The organism is Nostoc sp. JL33 (assembly GCF_017114985.1).
Taxonomy (GTDB): domain Bacteria; phylum Cyanobacteriota; class Cyanobacteriia; order Cyanobacteriales; family Nostocaceae; genus Nostoc.
In genome coordinates, this window is sequence record NZ_JABXKP010000077.1 from 42,687 (window position 1) to 64,501 (window position 21,815).

The window sequence follows — 21,815 nt, forward strand, 5'->3', positions numbered from 1 at the left end:
ATTAGTAGTGCAGCAAAATTATATTTCCAAATGTTGAGGTTTATTTAGTATTAGAGATTTTTTTGGCTGGCTGGGAATGCTAAAGATAGCACTTCATTGTCCTTTTATTTGACAGTGCTGCATACCGCTCATTAGCTTTATGCCCAGTTCACCCTACCACTCAGTGCTAGAAAATGATACCTGTCCTTCCCGGTTACAACTTTATTGAAACACTGCATGAAGGTGTCAATACCGTTATTTATCGCGCTTGTAAGCAGTTAGATCAAACCCTTGCGATCGTTAAAGCCCTTAAAGCCGAGTATCCCAGCCTCGAAGAACTAACCCGACTCAGACATGAATATAAAATATCACAGGCTTTAGTACATATAGAAGGAATTGTCAAGTCCCTAGCTTTAGAAAATCATCATAACGGTCTAGCTCTAATTTTGGCAGACTTTGGTGCAGAATCTCTGAAAAAGTATATTAGCGATCGCCAATTGTCATTAACCGAATTTCTCACAATAGCCATTCAGCTAGCATCGACTCTGACTCAACTGCATCAAGCCAAGATTATTCATAAAGATATTAAACCTGACAATATTGTTATTAACCCAGAAACCGCGCAAGTTAAAATTATCGACTTCAGCATTGCATCGCGTTTAGAAAAAGAAAATCAAAGTATCAGCAATCCCAATTTATTAGAAGGCACTCTCGCCTATATGTCACCAGAGCAAACTGGACGAATGAATCGGTCAATTGACTACCGTACCGACTTCTATTCTTTAGGCGTTACCTTTTATGAAATGCTAACAGGTTCGCTGCCCTTTAATGCCTCTGACCCTCTAGAATTTGTTCATTGCCATATTGCCAAAACACCAATACCGCTTCAAGAGATAAATTCAAAAATTCCCCCAGTAGTTTCTGACATTGTAATGAAATTGTTAGCTAAAACTGCTGAAGATAGATATCAAAGCTCTCTCGGACTAAAAGCCGATTTAGAAACCTGTCTGACTCAGTTGCAGACGGATGGCGAGATTTCCCACTTTCTTGTTGGTCAGCTAGATTCATACAGCCAATTTTCCATCCCGCAAAAACTTTACGGGCGGGAAATAGAAGTTGCTACTTTATTAGCAGCATTTGATCGCGTCAGTTCTGGGACTACGGAAATGATGCTAGTTTCTGGTTACTCAGGCATCGGTAAATCGTGTTTAGTTCACGAAGTTCACAAACCGATTGTGCGTCAGCGAGGTTATTTTATCTCCGGTAAATTTGACCAGTTCAAGCGGAATATTCCTTTTGCTTCCTTAATTCAAGCATTCCAAGATTTGATGCGCCAGATGCTAACGGAAACCGATGAGCAAATAGCTGTTTGGAAATCAAAACTCATAGATGCCCTTGGCTCTAATGGTCAAGTGATTATAGACGTTATTCCCGAATTAGAACGGATTATTGACTCGCAGCCAGCAGTTCCTCAATTAGGGTCATCTGAATCACAAAACCGGTTTAATCGGGTGTTTCAACAATTCATTCATGTATTTAGTCAACCTGAACACCCACTAGTTTTGTTTTTGGATGATTTACAGTGGGCGGATTCAGCTTCCCTCAAGCTTATCCAGTTAATTATCACCGACCCAGATAGCCAATATCTATTGCTAATTGGCGCGTATCGAGATAATGAAGTAAGTGCGACTCATCCCTTGATTCAGACCTTGGAAGAGATTCAAAAGACTGGTGCGATCGTAAATAATATTATTCTTCAGCTTTTGGATATCGCTCATGTCAACCAGTTAGTGGCCGATACTCTTCGCACTGAAATTTTAAAGGCAAAGCCACTGGCTGAGTTAGTTTTTACAAAAACCCAAGGCAACCCTTTTTTCTTAACTCAGTTACTCAAATCTCTTTATCAGGATAATTTATTATCGTTTGACTTTGAACGCGGTTTTTGGCAATGGGATATTCAGGTGATAGAAGGAGTTAATATAACTGATAATGTTGTTGAGTTGATGGTCGCTCAAATTCAAAAGCTATCTGCAAAAGCCCAGAATGTCTTAAAGTTTGCCGCCTGCATTGGAGACAAATTTAGTTTAGATATGTTGGCGATTATTAATAAAACATCTCAGTCAGAAACAGCAGCAGATTTGTGGGAAGCTCTGCAATCAGGTTTAGTTTTCCCCCTAAACAATTCATACAAAACACCGCTCGTTTTTGACTCAGAACAAATGGAAACTGAGAACAGGCGATCGCCCATTACCCATCACGCATCACCCATCACCTATAAGTTTTTACACGACCGGGTGCAACAAGCATCTTATTCTCTGATCCCAGATGACGAGAAAAAACAGACTCACCTAAAAATCGGTGAACTGCTATTAAAACATACCTCAGAAACGGACATTGAAGAAAACATCTTTGAGATTGTCAACCAATTGAATATTGGTGCTGAATTCATCACTCAGCAGCCTCAAAAAGATAGACTGGCTCAACTCAATCTCATCGCTGGACAGAAAGCGAAAGCAGCAACAGCCTATGAATCAGCAGTTAAGTATTTAAATGTAGGTTTAGAACTCCTGATAACAGATAGTTGGGAGTGTGACTACGACCTAACACTCAATCTCTATGTAGAAACAGCAGCAGTAGAATTTCTCAACACCAACTTCGAGCGAGCAGAAATGCTTTCTGATGTAGTTTTGTCCCAGGCAAAAACCCTACTTGATCGAGTCCAGGTGTACGAGACGAAAATGCAGTTTTATATTGCTAAAAACCAAATGCAAGCCGCGTTAAATACCGGACTGCAAGTGCTGAAAATGCTAGGGTTGCCCTTATCTGCTAAACCCCCAACCAGACTGACTAGATTGAATTTAGGAGGGAAGCGGATTGAAGATTTAACAGAATTGCCAGAAATGACTGATCCTTATAAACTAGCCGCATTGCGCGTTTTGATCAATCTGATTCCTCCGGTTTATATTGCGGCTCCCGAACTTTATCCACAGGTCGTTTTTAAAATGACCAATCTCTGTCTCAAATATGGGAACTCTCCTCTGTCAGCTTATACGTATGTACTTTATGGAATGTTCCTGTGTGGCGCTTTTGAAGACATGGATTCTGGCTATCAATTCGGTCAGCTAGGCTTAAAGCTGTTGAATCAATTCAATGCTAAGGAAATGACGGCGAAAATCTATGAAACATTTAATTATTTTATCAGGCACTGGAAAGAACCAGCTATTAATACTATAGAACCGTTACTTGAGGGTGTCCAAAAAGGGCTGGAAACAGGAGATTTAGAATATGCTTCTTATTCGGCTTGTTTTTATTGTACGCACTTATTTTTTATTGGTGGAAATCTAGAAATAGTTATCCAGAAACAGGCACACTATATTGCTTTAATGCAAAGAACTAAACAGGAATTTCAAATAATTTATGCTAATATAGTTCGACAAACAGGTTTGAATTTAATTAAGAAAATAGCCGAGCCTTATCGATTAATCGGCGAAAGTTTTAATGAAAATGAAATGTTGCCAATTTTGATAAATAGCAATAATTATATGGCTATTTATCCTATCTATGTTTCTAAACTGATTCTAGGTTATTTATTTAAAAATTACGATCGCGCTGCTGAGGATGCCTTGCTGGCAGAAAAATACGAACAAGGTGGACGAGGGTTGATGTACAAAGCCGAACATAAGTTTTACTCCTCTCTGACTCTTTTAGCTTTGTATCCCAGTGCATCAAAAAGCGATGCCTACGGCGGCAAGCTACGCCAACAATATTTCAGCCAAGTGGTAGCACATCAGAAAAAAATGAAACAGTGGGCGTTGCATTCTCCTGCTAACTATCAGCATAAATACGATTTAGTGGAAGCAGAGAAGGCGCGAGTATTAAAGCAAGATGTCAAAGCGATCGCCTTTTATGACCGAGCGATAAATGGAGCTAGAGAACATGGATATATTCAAGAAGAAGCCCTAGCCTCGGAACTGGCAGCAGAGTTTTATTTTGCGTGTGGTAGAGAGAAAGTTGCTAATACCTATCTTAACGATGCTTACTATGGATATGGTTGCTGGGGAGCGAAGGCAAAAGTAAAAGACTTAGAAAAAACATACCCTCAACTATTTCGGATATCAAAGCGAGAAACCGTCAGTACGGACGTAACTCGGATAATTAGCTCTATGTCTGAAAATGCTTCAGACTCGCTGGATTTAGCCACAGTTATGAAAGCATCTCAAGCCCTTTCTGGAGAAATAGTTTTGGGCAAGTTGCTAGCTAAATTAATGACAATTGTGCTAGAGAATGCTGGCGCTCAAATAGGCTACCTAATTTTAGAAAAATCAGGAGAGTTGCTGATAGAAGCATCAGGAGCAGTAGATAAAAACGATGTAACTGTCCTACAAGGAATCCCAGTATCAACTAGTCAGCAGCTACCAATTTCCTTGATTAACTATGTAGCCCGAACTAAAGAAAATGTTGTACTAAGCGATGCGACTTGTGAAGGAAAATTTACCACAGATACATACATACTTACTCATCAACCAAAATCGGTTTTATGTACACCGCTCATCCATCAAGGAAAACTTAGCGGCATCCTTTATTTAGAAAATAATCTCACTATTGGCGCATTTACATCAGATCGGTTAGAAGTATTACAACTGTTATCCTCTCAAGCGGCGATTTCGATTGATAATGCTCGTCTTTATAAAGACTTAAAATTAGCCAACACTGGCTTAGAAGCCAAAGTACAAGAGCGAACTCTAGAGTTACAGGAAAAAAATGTGCATCTGCAAAAAGCGGAAAAAACTGCACAATCTGCCAACCGCGCTAAAAGCGATTTCCTCGCTAACATGAGCCATGAACTGAGAACACCACTTAATGGCATTTTGGGTTATGCCCAAATCCTCAAACGAGACAAAAGTTTAGCCAACTCACAAAAAGATGGTGTGAATATTATTTATCAGTGTGGCGACCATCTCTTGAATCTAATCAATGACATTTTAGACCTCTCTAAAATTGAAGCGAGAAAAATGGAACTCCACCCAACAGATTTTCATTTTCCAGAATTTCTAAAAGGCATTGTGGAAATCTGCCGTATCCGTGCCGAACAAAAAAGTATTTACTTAATTTTTGAACAGATTACTCAACTTCCTATAGGTGTCAAAGCTGATGAAAAACGGTTGCGACAAGCTTTGATTAACTTACTGGGTAATGCTGTTAAGTTTACTGAAACTGGAGGTGTGGCTTTCAAAGTCGGCTATGAGGAAGGTAAAATTCGGTTTCAGGTGGAAGATACAGGAATTGGCATGGCATCAGAGCAATTAGAAGAGATATTTTTGCCGTTCCACCAGGTAGGAGAGCACGATCGCAAAGCGGAAGGAACAGGATTGGGACTGGCAATTACCCGCCAATTAGTTCAGATGATGGGTGGCGAAATCCGGGTGAAGAGTACTTTAGGGAAAGGCAGCGTTTTCTTCTTTGATTTAGATTTGCCTGAAGTTTCTCAATACGCTGATATTGTCAAAGAAGAGCAACGAAATATCCAAGGTTTTAAAGGCTATAAACGGAAAGTTATCGTGGCAGATGACAGACCAGAAAATCGTTCAATTTTGGTCAAGATGCTGTCACCTTTAGGATTTGAAATTATCGAAGCAATAGATGGCCAGGATTGTCTCAATAAAGCATCTGAATCGAATCCCGATTGTATCTTAATGGACTTGTTGATGCCTCAAATGAATGGCTTTGAAACTACCCGTCGCATCAGGCGATCGCCGGAACTAAAGAATGTGATAATAATTGGTACTTCTGCCAGCGTTTTTGATTTCGATCTCAACAAAAGTAAAGAGGCAGGTTGCAATGATTTTCTACCTAAGCCAATCCGGCTAACAGAGCTTTTAGAAAAGTTACGGCTTCACTTAGACCTGGAATGGATTTATGAAGAGGGTGAAACTGAAGTATGTAAAAGTAAGAAAGAAGAAAATTCTCAGCAATCATTGGTAGTCCCTGCGGCAGAAGAAATTGCATCTCTGTTGAATTTAGCAATGAAAGGCGATCTCAAAGCTATTGTGGAGCGAGTTACTCAGTTGGAAGAATTGGATGTTAAATATGCACCTTTTTCTTTAGAGTTACGTCAATTAGCTAAAGGTTTTCAAGTTAAAAAAATTCGCGAAATTCTGAAAAAGGTAGGAGTAAATTAATGAATATTTCAAACATTGAAAATGGCGTTATCTTAATCGTTGATGATAACCCAACAAATTTAGGAGTGTTATTCGATTTCTTAGTTGATTCTGGCTTTCAAGTGTTGGTGGCACAGGATGGTGAGGATGCAATTGAGCAGGTCGAATATGCGCTTCCCGATCTAATTTTGCTAGATGTACTCATGCCCGGTATGGACGGGTTTGAAACTTGCCAGTACTTGAAAGCTAAAGAATCAACTAAAGACATCCCCGTGATTTTTATGACGGCGCTTTCTGAGACGGTGGATAAGGTCAGAGGGTTGAATCTTGGGGCGGTGGATTACATCACAAAGCCGCTTCAGCATGAAGAGGTTTTAGCCCGTGTCAAAATCCATTTAAGCATCCGAAATCTGAGTAAGAGACTGCAAGAGCAAAATGTGCATTTGCAGCAGGAGATTCAAGAGCGGACTAAGGCAGAGAACGCACTCTTAAAACTCACATCTGAGTTAGAAGAACGGGTGAAAGAAAGGACGGCTGCACTTTTTCAATCTAATCAGCAGCTGCAAGGGGAAATCCAAGAACGCATTTTTACAGAGCAAGCATTGCAAGAATCAGAAGCCCGCTATCGAGAACAAGCCAATCAGCTTGAAGTTGCCTTTCGCCAACTTCAAGAAACTCAAAGCCAACTGGTTCATAGTGAAAAAATGTCCAGTCTGGGGCAATTGGTGGCGGGTGTCGCCTATGAAATTAACAATCCGATCAACTTCATCTATGGTAATCTGACTCACGCCTATCAATATACCCAAGACTTGCTCGACCTCTTGAACCTCTATGCCAAGTCCACTCCCTCGCCGCTATCTGAAATTCAGAAGCTAACTGAGGCCATAGATTTAGAATTTCTCAGTCAAGACTTGCCCAAATTGCTGAGTTCGATGAAGGTTGGGGCTGACCGCATCCGCGAAATTATTCAGTCATTACGGATTTTTTCCCGCGTCGATGAAGCCCAAATGAAACCAGTAAACCTGCACGCTGGGTTAGATAGCACACTGCTGATTTTGCACAATCGGTTTAAAGTCAGCTCTAACCAACTGGGTATTCAACTCGTTAAAGAGTATGGCGACCTACCGCTTGTGGAGTGTTATGCCGGACAACTCAACCAAGTGTTTATGAATTTATTGGCGAATGCAATTGATGCTTTGGAGGAGTATGATAAGGAGCGATCGCCCCAGGAAATTTACTTTTGCCGCAGCACGATTTGGATTCGCACCGAAGTAACTGACAATGAGTTTGTGACTATTTGGATTAGCGATACTGGCCCCGGTATGACACAGGAAATACACGATCGCTTATTCGACCCTTTCTTTACGACAAAACCCGTAGGTAGAGGCACAGGTTTAGGCTTGTCGATTAGCCAGGAAATTGTTGTCTCCAAACATGGTGGTCAGATCATCTGCCTTTCAGCACCTGGGCAGGGAACAGAGTTTATGATTAAAATTCCGATGCGATCGCACCCTCTAGAATTGGCTTTGGCGACACCGTAACATTTTGGTTGCGATTAGTTTAGCTATGAACTTGTGAAATGATGTACATAGTTAAGCCCAATAGTTCGGGGTGCTTGGCAAGTATTAAACTACTTGCTAGTACTGCCAAAGCATGTTGTATGTCTAAATCTGCAATCACCGTTACCGTTAAACTGTTCGCTGCTTATCAAGAAGCCTTTAGGGTTTCGGAACTGGTGCTGGAATTTCCCAATAGTATGCCAGTCAAAGCAGTATGCGATCGCCTCATAGCTGAACACCCCGAACTCTCACAATGGCGTGACATCACCCGTTTTGGAATTAATTTAATATTTGTCGAACCAGATACTTTACTACAAGATGGGGATGAAGTCGTGCTGATTCCACCAGTTAGTGGCGGTTAGGAGTTTGGAGAGACGCGATTAATCGCGTCTGTACAGGAGTTATGAGTTAAAGATTTATAGCTTTAGGAATTAGCAGTTAGCTTTACTAGGTGATCTAACTCTTGCTGCATCTGACTAACAACTAATTCATAACATTCATTGATATAGTGGCGATCGCTGGCTGCTTCAGGGCCGTAGCGTTGAAATACAATTGGCGGACAAACCCGCGTGTATATGGGCATAGGTAATGGAATGTTGGGCAACGGGCCCATTGCTAATCCCCAAGGCAGTCCGAGATAGATCGGAAAAACTTCTGGATCAATCCCAAGCAGCCAAGGCATCCCCCACTCATGGAGTTGCTGCACAATTTTGTAGCAGTCAGCGATCACAATCAGCGTATCGTGAGCACCCCAGGAAATTACAGGCACAATCGGTACATTTTCCCGCAATGCTAACTTGATAAATCCTTGCCGCCTCACAAAGTAGATTTTGTTACGTAAATAATGCGGTCGGAAGACATCTTCGGCTCCACCTGGATAAACTAGCACACTAGCTCCAGAGCGCAAGGCAGTGTAAGCCATTTTCGGATGAGCTATGATTGCTCCAGCCTTGGCGGCTAGTTGCGCTAGTGGCGGGCTAACCTGCCAAGCCTTGGGATGCATCAAACCATAGACGGGTTGCTCTACACCAAATCGTCGGAACCAGTCGTACATCATCATTCCCATATCGGGAGCTGCGAGTCCCCCATTGTGCGAACCGACAAATAGGACTTTTTCTTGGGGTGGAATATTATCCCAGCCACTAGTTTGAACTCGGAAATAGTAGTGATAGAAAAAGCCCAACAGGGGCATGAGAGATTCTATGAACTTTGGATCTCGCTCATCCAAAGACCAACCGGGTTTTTTGTTTATGAGATGTTGCTTTTTTGACATCGATGCATTTTAACAGGATTGGCAAAGGTCAAACAATCTTTTTTATACCATTTTGGATTTGAGATTTGAGATTTTGGATTGTAAAACTGTCGCAATCATTTTTCAAATTGGTAAGCTGTTCCACATTTAACTTGCTCCCATTATTAGGGCGGGCTTTCCGGCCCACCCCACAAGAGTTAGGTTTAATTAGGTTATGCAATTTAGATGTTTTTCAGCTTATTAGTATAGTTTTGCGTAAAAACGTAGCGTTTTTAATGCAGGGGAATACATTAAGATTCCAAGGGAATGCCTTAACAATGCAAGCCAATGCATTAACAATGCAAGCCGACGCATTAACAATGCAAGCCAACGCATTAACAATGCAAGCCAATGCATTAACAATGCAAGCCAACGCATTAACAATGCAAAGGTATTGCCAAATTAAACAAATCCTGGGGGTTTAAGTCAAGAGCTTCTAACAAGCGGCAGTATGTTAGGCTCTTGTCTTTATCCCCCTTACAAAACTTAATTACTGTCTTCGTAGGGCGAAGGAGTCCGCGTAGAGAGCCTCATTACGAATTATTTTAATTTGCTACGAATTAATGAAATGCTGTACTTAGCTTTGATTGCTGTTTTGCTTCTGGTTGACTAGCCAAACAGAAAGCAGAGCGATCGCTACACCAGCCACAATAAAACAATAAATGTAGCCGAAGTTATCCACAATCCTACCGAATACTGCTGCGCCGATTCCCTGCCCAACAAACAGGTTGAAGACGAACAGCGAAACAGCAGTACCTCGTGCTTCCGGGGAAAGCTCAGTGGCTTGGGTCTGGAGGGTGCTGTGCATCATATAAAAGCCCAATCCGATTAAAATACTCAAGGGGATAAAAAGTATCCAGTTCTGGAACAATGCGATCGCTAAGAAGCCCATAGACATCAAGGCTCCTCCCACACCCATTAAACCAATTTCACCCAGTCGCTTAACTAACCATTTAACTGAGCGACTGTAAATCAGTCCACCCAATCCAAAACTACTGAGCATAAACCCGATCGCTACGTAAGTTAGACTATAGCGATCGCGCAGAAATGCGCCGACGTAAGCAAAAGCCCCAAACACGCAAAAGCCTTCCACAAACACCGCTATAATCACAGTTCGAGCGATCGGTTGGGTCAATAGTTCAAAATAAGGTCGAAATGTTATCATCCCACCTACGCGATGGGGACGTTGACTATCGCTAAGGTGGCGCGTTCCCCGCGATAAAAGTCCAGCAATGGCAAGGGAGACGATCCCAAATACCAGAAAGATGTCACGCCAGCCGATATATTCTCCAAAGATGCCGCCCAGACTACCGCCGAGGATTTGACCCAACACTAGCGCACTTAAATACTTGCCGATCGCAGCTTGGCGTTTTTCATAAGGAAAGTTGTCACCAATATAAGCAAGGGTGACGGGAATCACCCCAGCAGCAACCATCCCGGTGAGAAACCGCAGCAAGGTAAGTATGACGATATTTGACACAAAGGCACAAACCGCCGTACCGACAGCAAATGCTGCCAGTGCTACTGTAATTACCTTAATTTTGCCGATGCGATCGCTTAGTGGGCCATAGACTAGCTGAAATAGCCCGTAGGGAATCGTGTATGCGGAGATAATCACCGCAGCACTGCCAACGCCCACTTTAAACTCGTCAGCAATAATGTGCAGTAGGGGGTCAATCACCCGTGCATCGGCAACTACCATAAAGGCAGCAGCGCCCAACAGTCCTAATGAGACAGGTGTTTTGCTTGGTATATCTGTTGCTAACCTACCCACGCAATTCTCCTATTTTTTTATGCCCACAACGCTCAAGGCTGAATAGTCTTCGCCGACTGGTTAAATAATAAATCTCGTAACTTATCTTGATCAGGCGCTTGAGTTTTGAATGCTTCTGCTTTCTCATAGGCGCGAATTGTTGCCGGACGAGCCTTAATTGTCTCAAACCAGCGCTTGAGGTGAGGAAAATCCTCTAGATTCTGACTTTGGAGTTCATGGGGCACAATCCAGGGATAAGCAGCAATATCGGCGATGGAATAATCAAAAGCGACAAATTCTTTATCTGCTAGTTGCTTATTCAGCACTGCATATAAGCGTCCCGTCTCATTCACATAGCGGTTAATGGCATATTCAAGCTTTTCGGGAGCATAGACGCTAAAGTGATGATTTTGTCCTGCCATTGGCCCCAGTCCTGCCACTTGCCAGAACAACCATTCTAAAACTTGAGTGCGATTACGTAAATCTTGGGGGATTAATTTCCCGGTTTTTTCTGCTAAATATAGCAAGATTGCACCAGACTCAAATACCGAAATCGGCGCACCTCCACCGGCTGGTTCGTGGTCAACGATCGCGGGCATCCGATTGTTAGGAGAAATCTTCAGAAATTCCGGCTTAAATTGATCCCCAGCCGCAATATTGACAGGAATTATCGTATATGGTAAGCCGACTTCTTCCAAGAAAATTGTGATTTTATGACCGTTTGGGGTTGCCCAATAGTAAAGTTCAATCATGGTTATTTTTCCTTATATTGAGGGTTGAAATTTAAACGCAAAGAACGCAGAAGTTTGGCTACGATTACGAATTCCGTTAGCGTTCGCGTAGCGTCTCGTAGAGAAGCGGTAGCGAGTCATCGTACTCCTGCGGAGGACAAGCTACGCTTTTAGCGTCTCGTAGAGAGCGTCATTACGAATTCCGAATTCCGAATTAGATTGCGGTGATTTTGCGATCGCTGCCCAAACTCTGTGGTGAACTTGAAGAATTGGTGTGGGATATTTTGCTTCGAGTAATGTCGCCAATTCTTGGTCAAATATTTCTACTTTTTCTGGTGTCAAACTGGCCCCCACGCCAGCACTAGCACGAATTCGTCCCCGCCAATCTTCGTGCGTATAAGACACAAATACATCGTAAGAAAATGTGCGGATTTCTCGGAATCCGCCTTCGCCAATGTCTTGTAACCACAGGGGATACAATCCATTACCGCCGTCCAGATTCCACGCTGGATTATGAGCTTTGATCAGTTGTTCTGTTGCTTCAACGACATTACCTTTTAAGGGTATCCAATCAAAATGAGCGATCGCAAGCAAGCCATTTCTTCTCAATATCCGACTAATTTCCTGGACGGCACGCGGACGGTCAAACCAATGCCAACACTGTCCTGCTGTCACCACATCTGCACTTGCATCTGGTAACTCGGTATTCTCGGCAGTTGCGACTCGATAATCTACTTTGATTTGGGTAGATTCGCTTAACAGTCTCGCTTGTTCTAAAAGTGAGGCTGATGGGTCTATACCAATTACATAAGCACCTCTATCCGCAAACCCCCGCGCTAGTGTTCCTGTTCCTGTGCCAAGATCAACAATGTTCTGCCCTGGTAAACCTATACCATATTCAGACAGCTTGTTAAATAATGAACTCGGAAAGCCAGCGCGGTGTTTTGCATAATCACTAGCAGTTGCACCAAAATCAATTTTCATACCTGCAAAAATCTTCTTGTAACAATTGTCTAGGCTAGAAGTTCTCTACCCACGGACGTAGTTCTATTTCCCATGTCCAAGCACTGCGAGGTTGGCGGAGAATACTAAGGTAAGTTTGAGCGATCGCATCCGGGTCAAGAGTACTATCAGGATTATCTGCTGGATCTTGGCGGTCTGTGGAGCGGATTGCACCATCAATCACGAAATGTGCCACATGGATATTCTTTGGTGCTAATTCCCTTGCAATACTCTGAGCCAAACCGCGCAGTGCAAATTTACCCATTGCAAAGGGAGCAGACAGAGGATAACCCTTGACACTCGCTGAGGCTCCAGTAAAGAATATAGCACCGCCCCCAAGTTGCAAAAACCTTTTAGTAGCAGCTTGGGCTACGAGAAAGCCACCATAGGCAGTTACATCTAAGGTTTTTGCCACCTCACCAGGGTCTAGATCAACAAGAGGCCCCCGCACCCGGAAACTGGGATTGTAAACGACAATATTCGGGGAACCGACTTTATTTTCAACATCAATAAATAACTGTTCTACTTCATTTGGCTTTGAGACATCAGCAGCGAAACTAACCGCCCCAATTTCACTGCTCAATTGAGTGAGTTTTTCAATTTGGCGAGCCGCTAAAGCTACGGTGAATCCTTCTTTGGCAAATAGGCGGGCTAAAGAAGCGCTCAGTCCACTACCTGCACCGACAATTAAAGCTGTTGTTGCCATAAATTTAATTCTCCTTGTTAGGATAAACAGTTAAGGCATTTACTTTGACCTCTCTCCAAACCTCTCTCCTAAGAGGAGAGAGGCTTTGAATCTTACTCCCCTTCCCTCTCTACGAGACGCTGCGCGAATGTAGGGAAGGGGCTGGGGTTTAGGTCTGTAAATACATTAAGAATTGAGCGTGACTGAAGATAACTGTGAATTCCCCTTAGTGGGACTTTGACCAATTTGCAGTACACAAACTGCGGCAATCAGACAGAGAACGCCTGATAAAATAAACGCTTGTAAATAACTACCCGTCCAAGTTCTCAACACTCCGGCTCCGAATGCTGCTGTGGCTGCACCAACCTGGTGTCCTGCGACAATCCAACCGAACATCACGCCGACATTTTCTTTACCGAAGATGTTGGCAACAAGGCGTACTGTAGGTGGTACAGTGGCAATCCAATCAAGTCCATAGAAGACGGCAAAAATGGAAAGTCCATAGAAGGAAAAGTTGAAACTGAAGGGCAAGAAAATCAAAGATAAACCCCGCAGCCCGTAGTACCAAAATAATAAGTAGCGATTGTTCCATCGGTCAGATAGCCAACCGGACATAGTAGTTCCAAAAAAATCGAATAGTCCCATGATTGCCAAAAGACCCGCAGCTTTGACTTCAGGGATACCGTGGTCAATACAAGCAGGAATCAGATGAGTTCCAATTAACCCATTTGTGCTGGCGCCACAGATAAAAAAGCTACCAAATAGCAGCCAGAAGTCGCGATTACGCATTCCCAGCCAGAGGGCGTTGAGGGTGGAGGCGATGGAATTCACTTTCGGCTTGAAAACTTCCACAGTTTCGCTGTTGTCGCCAAAGGGTCGCAAACCGACATCCGCCGGGCGATCGCGCATAAAGGCTGCGATCGCTGGAATAATTAGAAGTGCTGCACCACTAAGACCTAGAGCCGCAGTTCGCCACCCAAAGCGATCGGTTACTGAGGCCAGCATCGGCAGAAACACTAATTGTCCCGTAGCTGTACTGGCAGTTAAGATGCCCAGAACTAGACCCCGCTTTTCCAAAAACCAGCGATTGACAACAATAGCACCCAAAACCAGGGCGATAACTCCGCTACCAGAACCGACAACTACACCCCACAGCAAGACTAGCTGCCAGGAAGCTGACATCAAAGTGGTTAAACCGACACCGAGAGCAATGACAGCAAGTGAGAACACCATCATCCGGCGAATGCCGATCCGCTCCATAACTGTGGCGGCAAAAGGGCCAATCAGCCCGTAAAGTACTAAGTTAATGGAGATTGCCAACGATATAGTCGCTCTACTCCAGCCGAACTCCTGTTCGAGAGGCACTATAAAAACTCCAGGAGCAGAGCGAATTCCGGCTGCCACCAACAAGGCTAGGAATGTTAAGCCTGCGACGAGCCAAGCATAGTGGAACGAACGACGCGCTAGGAAGGAGGCTAAGGACATGATCAGTGGGGAGTGGCTTTCAAGAATACTAACTTGCCACAAAGTGGCGACAGCGATCGCCAATGTTAGAAATTCTAACCTCAGTCAGAGATAATCACCAGATTGAACCGATCCTTAACTGCACGGTATTGGGCTAAAATTGTGCTGCATCTACGCCCGTCGTAGACATCGCTTTTTCAGTCAGAAAGAAAAAGTCCGCTACCAAAAATTAGAGTTGAGAGCGAAAAGTCGATCTATGAAAAAAGATATTATCGAGATCACTGGTTTTCACGCTCATGTTTACTTCGATACCGCAAGTCGGGATGTAGCTGCGCGTGTACGTGAAGGATTGGGCGCTAGGTTTGAGGTGCAACTCGGACGCTGGTTTGACAAGCCCATCGGGCCTCACCCAAAAGCGATGTATCAAGTTGCTTTCTTACCAAATCAGTTTGATCAAGTCGTTCCTTGGTTAATGCTCAATCGTCAGGGATTGGATATTCTCGTCCACCCTGAGACAGGCGATGCTGTGGCAGACCACGCGAATCATTCCTTATGGTTAGGGAAAAAGCTAGATTTGAATATTGAGTTTCTTCGACAGGTTAGTTCGATATCCAATTAAGGAAAATGCAATTGAAGCAATTGATTGACTTTTATATTTAGTCAATCGTTACTTGCTTGAGTAAAGCCATCCACATATCAGATGGATCGGAGTAATAATCAATTTCTTCAATTTGATATTGATAAGATTCACAACCTTGTCGGAAAATAATGCGATCGCCGGCTTTGATGCTTTTCCCTATTCCAGTCATGTACCCCATGATTCCTTCATTGATGCGTTCAAATACATAGTCACTTCCCCAAACTTGTTGGCTGTAATCGTGTATTTTTTTCTTCTGTTTTAATTCTTTTACTGGAGAACTAACCAAAGATAATTTATTGAAAAAACTAAAACTTAAGTTCATACCTGTTCTGATTGAAGAGAAGGCATTTAACAACAATTTAAAAATATAACTAATAATTCAAAATTAAGTTTTTTTAAGACAGAATTTTGAGAAATTAATGTTTGATTTATACTAAATTGTATTTTTTTTAAAATCAACCATTGATGTGATTAATGATGTTATGTATCTCAGGTAAAAAAATCACTGTTACTAATACTATTGATTACTTTATTACCTTCAATCTTGAATATCTCATACAACACCATCGGTGATAGCAGCTTTACTATCAACTTCAATTTACAGTATTATTAACCGCAGCTTCAACTGTAAAATCACCGAATTATTGGACAACATTGGGTCAGATATGAGTATTTTTCGCTTAATTAGATAATATTAATTTATAAATCTTTTATGTCTTAAGAATGTCGTCTAAGTATATTATTTAAAATAAATAGGTTCTAGTCTCTACTTGTGGTTTTTAGAGCTACATCTACATACTTCAGTAATACTTCTAGGGTGGAGGAGTTATCTAAAACGACATCTGCATGAGCCACTTTTTCTTCGATAGATAATTGGCTATTGATCCTAGCTCGTGCCTGTTCTCTATTTAAATGGTTTCGTTGTATCAATCTTTGTAGCTGTTGCTCTTGAGAACAACGGACTACCCAGATTTCTGTAACCAAATCAGTCATCCCAGCTTCAAATAATAGAGGCACTACTAACACCAGTGTTTGCGAAGAAGATTGGGCAATTGCTTTGAGGAAGCGATCGCGCACATCAGGATGAATCAAATTCTCTATCCAGTTGCGTTCATCCTGACGATTAAAGATAATTTCGCCTAGCTTTTGGCGGTTGAGGCTGCCATCTGGGAGTAAAATTTGTTCGCCGTAACGTTGAGCGATCGCACCCAGAATAGGCGAACCTAAAGATACTGCCTCTCTAGCATAAATATCTGCATCCAAAATCGGCAGGTTATAAGTGCTAGCTAAATAATTGGTGACAGTGGTTTTGCCTGTGGCAATACCGCCGGTTAAGCCGATTATACGTTTAGTCACGTTATTTCTCTACTATACGGCAAGGGCGATCGCTGCGAATTCAAAATTAACAATTTCCATAAATAAATTTAGCTCTTTAGTAGATAGTATGCTAAAAACCGCAAGTGTATCGTCGTAATCAGGTGGCTGAACCCGCAGTGCCAGGATAGATAATTTATTTGTTTAAGCGATCGCGTGTATATTAGTATAAAATAATGAGTTAATAATTGCGTAGGCAAAGCTAGCCGTAGGCATCGCTTTTGGCTTTCGGTTAATATAGCAACAATGTAGATATTAATATCATGGCTGCAAATAGAATTAGGGTTGCTAAAGATAAGGCTGAGTTGGTGAAATCTCTAGTAGCATCAAAAGACACAACTGGGCCTTTTCAGACTTATGTAGAAGTTATAGTGTTTGCAGCAGCATTAGGCGTTAAATATAAAAAGCGCGTTCCTTTGGGAGAAACAACAAAAAGAGAACCATCTCCAATTCCACAAGAAAATTTTGCTTCATTGGGATATGACCTGATAATTAAATTATTAGGAATCAATGAAACTAAAGATATCAACATACTCTCATCTAGAGAAGAACAAGATGAAGATAAACGTACTCAAATTTTTGAAGAATATGCTAATGGAGGACTGGAAATTTTACAAAATGAGTTACGGGGTTCTGTTGACTACTCAGAGCGACTTCTATTAGTTCTGATTTCTGAAAGAGGAACAAAAGAACAGCTAGAAGAAGAATTTGATCTCAGTAAATTCTTAAATTGATTTTTTGGCTTACTTAATTAAGTTATTAAATATGAAAAATATAACATATTATTGTCAACGGTTTGCCGAATTAAATGTAAGTAGTAGCCGGAAACGTGGTAATGCTCAATATAAACCAATATTACTTTTATCTGTAATTGATTTGATTGCACGAAGTATCATTACTACTAATGAGATTCCAGTTTCAGATGAATTAATTCAAACATTTGAGAGGTATTGGAATGTAATCGGTTCTCCGTCTTACAAAGGTGGTTTACACTATCCTTTCTTCCATCTGCAAAATGAGGGTTTTTGGTACTTAAAATTTCAGCCTGAATTTAATGGGTTACAACCAAAAACAATTAACAAACTAAAGGAGGCTGTTGAATATGCATATCTAGACAGTGAATTATTTAACTTTTTGCAAGATGAATTTTATAGAAAAGAACTAATTGACGCGCTTGTGGCAGCTTTCTTTTCTGATAATGAAAATGATATAGAAGCTATTTTACAAATAAATCAAACTTTTCAAGATGGCTCAGGAGAGATAGAAAAATTAATTGAAACGGCAAATTTAGATAATAATCCAAGGTGGAGCTTGAAACGAGCAGTGATTAGAAATGCTTTTTTTAGGACAGCAATTATACATATTTATGATTACAGATGTGCCTTTTGTGGACTCAAAGTAACTAAAAAAGTAAATCAAAACATTGTAGATGGCGCACACATAAAGCCATTTTCACAGTTTTATGATAGTAGAATTCATAATGGAATTGCTCTTTGCAAAAATCATCATTGGGCATTTGATAGGGGTTGGTTTGCTGTAGATGAGCGATACAAAATTATAGTTAGCAATGATTTGGAAGAAGTATCTCCCCATGCTAACCCTATGAAAGATTTTCATGGTGAAACAATACTTCTACCAAATACAGAGCTACACTTTCCACAACTGGAAGCGCTGCAATGGCATCGCCAAAATATATTTCAAGCATAATTACAGGACAGATGGAAGTCCTACCGCTTTCGGTTCAACAAACTTGCCATCAAAACCTATAGTTTTATCTTCCACAGTCCTAGCATCCGCCAAAGCCTTACGAAGTTCAGCACGTTCCATCTGTTCCTGAATTCCACCCAGAATATAAACCAATAACTTCGTAGCCAAATCTCGTCCAGCAACCTGTACCCGCCTTTTATTTGGGTCATACAAAACCCCATACCAAAGAGATTGGGGATATTCCATACCACTAAAACCACCTTGCTGGTCAAACTTCCGCAGCTTCTTAAAAATATCTACCAGAGAAAAACCTTTTTTAAACACTAAAATTCCCAAAGCTTGCGCTAATGCAACTTGAGCAACCGGACGGAAAAGCATATTTCCTTCACCTCCATCTTTCTCAAAGCTGAAGCGCCGCAAAGCTGGTGTATCCTCATGTTCTAAAATTTTATAACTGGAAAGACTAGCCAAATAATCAAATAGCTTTCTGAATTCCTCAATTCCCTGCTCAAGTTCTTCATCCTCTGGTCGCATGGGAATTAGACCTTTTTCCAAGGGTTTCCAATGGGGGAACTTTTGACCCAAATATCGCTCAGACATATCTTGCAGAGCTTGCAAAGTGGTCAAAACTGTAGAATCAGAAATATTTAGCAGACCTACTTTAGCGTCTTTATCTAGGGGGATAAAATCAGTAGTAGACTTTGTGGCGCGTCCTTCACTATCCCACTCAGCAGCTTTGGAATTATCCACCCACGGTTGATTAATTACTACCAGCACGGGCGGAAATTTGTGATTTTGTCGAGCTGCTAAATACTGCACTAGCGGTGCTTGACGTGACCAATCAAGCGGACGCTGCTGAATTTCATCAATACTATCCGCGTCAATCTCGACATTATCAGTCTCATGATTATACTTTTTTTGAAACAGAGGTAAGCCAGAGGCGAAGTGAACCCGACCTGCAAACCATTCCAAGGTAACAGAGCTAACATAAGCCTCAGTACCACCCATTTCGGTTTTTTGAACGAGAATCTGATCTTTTCTCCCTAAAAAGTTCTCTAGCAGTAAAGCTAGTACCTGTTTTTCCTTGTTTTCCCGTTCCAGGTACTCTCTAGCGATGTCAGCAGTTGGGTCAGATGTACTATCTTTCATGTTAAATTTTAAAAACAAAATAGTATTATGTAGTTTAATTATCCAAAAATTTGGATATTAGTAGTAAAGTTTTTAAAAACTTTTCTTCAACCCAGGTCGGTGGGTTTTGTATGTGTAGCCGCGAATTCTATTCGCCGGGATATTACGCCAGTGTTTCCAGAGAGAAGGAGAAATGACTACAGCACAACAACCAGAAAATAAAGTTCAGCAAGCACGTACTGTAGCAGAGTTAGTGGACTATATCCAAGCTCTCACCACTGAAATTCAAGAATTGTATTGTTTAGATGAGATTCCTTGGGTGGTGGGCTATTCGGGCGGAAAAGATAGTACTGCTACTTTACAGCTTATCTGGAATGCGATCGCAGCACTCCCCCAGGAAAAACGAAAAAAGACTATTCATGTTATTACAACTGACACACTGGTAGAAAACCCTGTGGTCGCTGTTTGGGTACGCAAATCCTTAGAAAGGATGAGGGTTACTGCTAAAGAACAGAAAATGCCCATTGAACCCCATTTGTTACAACCAGAAATCAAAGAGACATTCTGGGTAAGCTTGATTGGGAAAGGTTATCCAACGCCGCGAGGGAAATTTCGTTGGTGTACAGACCGTCTGAAAATTCATCCTTCTAACCGCTTTATCCGTGATGTGGTTAGAGTAAATGGAGAAGTTATTCTTGTTTTAGGTACGCGCAAGGCTGAAAGTATCAAACGTGCTATCTCAATGGAAAAACATCAAGCGGGTACCCTAAAAGATCGCCTCGTTTCTGATTCAAGTTCACCTACGTCTCTGCTTTACCATAGTGCAAGCTTACCTAATTCTTTAATTTACAGCCCCATCGAAGATTGGCGTACTGATGAAGTTTGGATTTACCTAAATCAGTGGCAAAACCCTTGGGGATATAGCAACAAAGACTTGTTTATTATGTATCGAGGTGCAACAGCAGATAATGAATGTCCACTAGTTGTTGATACTTCTACTCCTAGCTGTGGTGATTCCCGATTTGGCTGCTGGGTTTGTACAATCGTTAGTAAGGATAAATCAATGGAGGCAATGATTCAAAATGATGAAGAGAAAGAATGGATGCAGCCTCTATTAGATATCCGTAACGAACTAGATATTAAAGATGACTGGGGCAAGAGAGATTTCCGTCGGATTTGGGGAGATGTTCAACTATTTGAACGCAATAAAAACGGGGAAATTTCTGTTGAACCAATACCTGGCCCTTATACCAAATATTGGCGGGAACATTGGCTCAGACGATTATTAGAAGCGCAAACAAAAACTCGTCGGACAGCGCCAGAAAATATGCGCGACATCACCCTAATTACTCTCGAAGAAATGAGCGAAATCCGCCGCATTTGGCTAGAAGAAAAACACGAATTTGATGATAGCTTACCCCGGATTTATCAAGAAGTGACTGGCGAAGAATTTCAAGACCCGCGCCCTGGTGCTGACTATAGCCTACTAGGTCGTGATGAATGGATAGTATTAGAAGAAATCTGTGAAGGTGACGCGATGCACTTGGAACTCATGGCGAAATTGTTAGATACAGAACGCCAATATCGCAAAAAGACTCGTCGCGTGGGGATATACGAAACCCTAGAAAAATGTTTTAATACGAGTTCCCGTTCCCCAGAAGATGCGATTAAAAATGCTCGTTTGAAACGCGAATTGAGCGAAGCAGTTAGTCAAGGTGATGTTGCAAAAGTCAAGCAGATGACTTTAGGCGATGTTGCAGCAATAAATGAGGTAGATGAAGGTGAAAGTGATGAACAGGTAACTTGGGCAAGTATGAAATTTAAAAAGGAAAATTCAGAAGAATAAGAATAAGAATAATATAATACCGGGCGATTGGAAATCGCGGCTACACAGACGAAACCCACCTCCGTGGGTTGAAGAAAAATGAGAGCAAGTTTTACACAATTGTATGTGCATTATGTTTGGGCGACCTGGGACAGATTACCCATAATTACGCCTGATATTCAGAAGTTAGTTTATGCAGCGATCGCTCAGGAGTGTGAACAGTTAAAATGTACCGTAATTGCAATTGGTGGTATTGAAGATCATGTTCATCTGCTAACGGGTTTTCCGCCAACCATCAGTATCTCTGAATTGGTTAAACAAATTAAGGGAAGTTCTTCCCATTTCATCACCCACGAAATCAAGCCAGGTGAGTTTTTTAAATGGCAAGGTAGCTATGGAGCTTTTACGGTTAGTCATGATGCCATTGATAATATACCCAATTACATCAGAAACCAAGCTACCCATCATAGTCAAAAATCAATCATTCCCACCTGGGAACTAACTCCCAAATAAACCAAA

At 41.7% G+C, this 21,815-nt stretch carries 18 protein-coding genes; 9 read left to right on the forward strand and 9 right to left on the reverse strand.

Annotated features, from left to right (window positions below):
• The first annotated feature begins 173 nt into the window (after positions 1-173).
• From HWQ23_RS22350 to HWQ23_RS22360, 3 genes are all read left to right on the forward strand, one after another.
• Entirely contained in the window at positions 174-6,158 is a 5,985-nt protein-coding gene (locus HWQ23_RS22350; RefSeq protein ID WP_292832964.1) for a hybrid sensor histidine kinase/response regulator, read from the forward strand.
• A complete protein-coding gene (locus tag HWQ23_RS22355; RefSeq protein ID WP_292832966.1) occupies positions 6,158-7,678 on the forward strand; it encodes a hybrid sensor histidine kinase/response regulator in 1,521 nt (506 codons plus the stop codon). Before HWQ23_RS22350 ends, HWQ23_RS22355 begins: the two co-directional genes overlap by 1 nt.
• Positions 7,679-7,797: 119 nt before the next feature.
• Entirely contained in the window at positions 7,798-8,058 is a 261-nt protein-coding gene (locus tag HWQ23_RS22360) for a MoaD/ThiS family protein (protein WP_229483813.1), read from the forward strand.
• 62 nt (positions 8,059-8,120) lie between these two features.
• Here the strand turns inward: HWQ23_RS22360 and HWQ23_RS22365 are convergent, their stop codons facing one another.
• Complete coding sequence (locus HWQ23_RS22365) at positions 8,121-8,969, reverse strand: lysophospholipid acyltransferase family protein (protein ID WP_292832969.1); 849 nt, start codon at positions 8,967-8,969, stop codon at positions 8,121-8,123.
• A 296-nt stretch (positions 8,970-9,265) separates the two neighbouring features.
• Here HWQ23_RS22365 and HWQ23_RS22370 point away from each other — a divergent pair, with 296 nt between their 5' ends.
• Positions 9,266-9,412, forward strand: a complete 147-nt coding sequence (locus HWQ23_RS22370; protein ID WP_292832971.1) for a hypothetical protein — start codon at positions 9,266-9,268, stop codon at positions 9,410-9,412.
• Positions 9,413-9,564: 152 nt separating this feature from the next.
• On the opposite strand, the gene HWQ23_RS22375 is transcribed toward HWQ23_RS22370, so the two are convergent.
• The 5 genes from HWQ23_RS22375 to HWQ23_RS22395 form a co-directional block, all read right to left on the reverse strand.
• Positions 9,565-10,761, reverse strand: coding sequence for an MFS transporter (locus HWQ23_RS22375; RefSeq protein WP_292832973.1), 1,197 nt, complete (start codon positions 10,759-10,761; stop codon positions 9,565-9,567).
• Positions 10,762-10,793: 32 nt separating this feature from the next.
• On the reverse strand, positions 10,794-11,492 hold the full coding sequence (locus tag HWQ23_RS22380) for a glutathione binding-like protein (protein WP_292832975.1): 699 nt from the start codon (positions 11,490-11,492) through the stop codon (positions 10,794-10,796).
• A gap of 141 nt (positions 11,493-11,633) precedes the next feature.
• Complete coding sequence (locus tag HWQ23_RS22385; protein ID WP_292832977.1) at positions 11,634-12,455, reverse strand: class I SAM-dependent methyltransferase; 822 nt, start codon at positions 12,453-12,455, stop codon at positions 11,634-11,636.
• Between the two features lie 34 nt (positions 12,456-12,489).
• Positions 12,490-13,179: an SDR family NAD(P)-dependent oxidoreductase gene (locus tag HWQ23_RS22390; protein ID WP_292832980.1), complete on the reverse strand. Its 690-nt coding sequence runs from the start codon at positions 13,177-13,179 to the stop codon at positions 12,490-12,492.
• Between the two features lie 165 nt (positions 13,180-13,344).
• Complete coding sequence (locus HWQ23_RS22395; protein ID WP_292832984.1) at positions 13,345-14,706, reverse strand: MFS transporter; 1,362 nt, start codon at positions 14,704-14,706, stop codon at positions 13,345-13,347.
• A 172-nt stretch (positions 14,707-14,878) separates the two neighbouring features.
• Between HWQ23_RS22395 and HWQ23_RS22400 the strand changes: the two genes are divergently transcribed.
• Positions 14,879-15,241, forward strand: a complete 363-nt coding sequence (locus HWQ23_RS22400; RefSeq protein WP_292832987.1) for a DOPA 4,5-dioxygenase family protein — start codon at positions 14,879-14,881, stop codon at positions 15,239-15,241.
• Positions 15,242-15,278: 37 nt separating this feature from the next.
• Here HWQ23_RS22400 and HWQ23_RS22405 read toward each other — a convergent pair whose 3' ends face one another.
• Both HWQ23_RS22405 and coaE read right to left on the reverse strand, forming a co-directional pair.
• Positions 15,279-15,548, reverse strand: coding sequence for a hypothetical protein (locus HWQ23_RS22405; protein WP_292832990.1), 270 nt, complete (start codon positions 15,546-15,548; stop codon positions 15,279-15,281).
• 473 nt (positions 15,549-16,021) lie between these two features.
• Complete coding sequence (coaE, locus tag HWQ23_RS22410) at positions 16,022-16,618, reverse strand: dephospho-CoA kinase (RefSeq protein WP_292832993.1); 597 nt, start codon at positions 16,616-16,618, stop codon at positions 16,022-16,024.
• A gap of 281 nt (positions 16,619-16,899) precedes the next feature.
• On the opposite strand from coaE, the gene HWQ23_RS22415 reads away from it, so the two are divergent.
• A complete protein-coding gene (locus tag HWQ23_RS22415) occupies positions 16,900-17,370 on the forward strand; it encodes a DNA phosphorothioation-associated protein 4 (RefSeq protein ID WP_292832996.1) in 471 nt (156 codons plus the stop codon).
• Positions 17,371-17,401: 31 nt separating this feature from the next.
• Positions 17,402-18,343, forward strand: a complete 942-nt coding sequence (locus HWQ23_RS22420) for an HNH endonuclease (protein WP_292832999.1) — start codon at positions 17,402-17,404, stop codon at positions 18,341-18,343.
• On the opposite strand, the gene HWQ23_RS22425 is transcribed toward HWQ23_RS22420, so the two are convergent.
• Positions 18,344-19,492 carry a DGQHR domain-containing protein gene (locus HWQ23_RS22425; protein ID WP_292833002.1) on the reverse strand — a complete coding sequence of 383 codons (1,149 nt, stop codon included), beginning with the start codon at positions 19,490-19,492 and terminating at the stop codon, positions 18,344-18,346.
• Between the two features lie 172 nt (positions 19,493-19,664).
• Between HWQ23_RS22425 and dndC the strand changes: the two genes are divergently transcribed.
• Positions 19,665-21,317, forward strand: coding sequence for a DNA phosphorothioation system sulfurtransferase DndC (gene dndC, locus HWQ23_RS22430; protein ID WP_292833005.1), 1,653 nt, complete (start codon positions 19,665-19,667; stop codon positions 21,315-21,317).
• 78 nt (positions 21,318-21,395) lie between these two features.
• A complete protein-coding gene (gene tnpA, locus HWQ23_RS22435; protein ID WP_292833009.1) occupies positions 21,396-21,809 on the forward strand; it encodes an IS200/IS605 family transposase in 414 nt (137 codons plus the stop codon).
• Positions 21,810-21,815 lie beyond the last annotated feature (6 nt).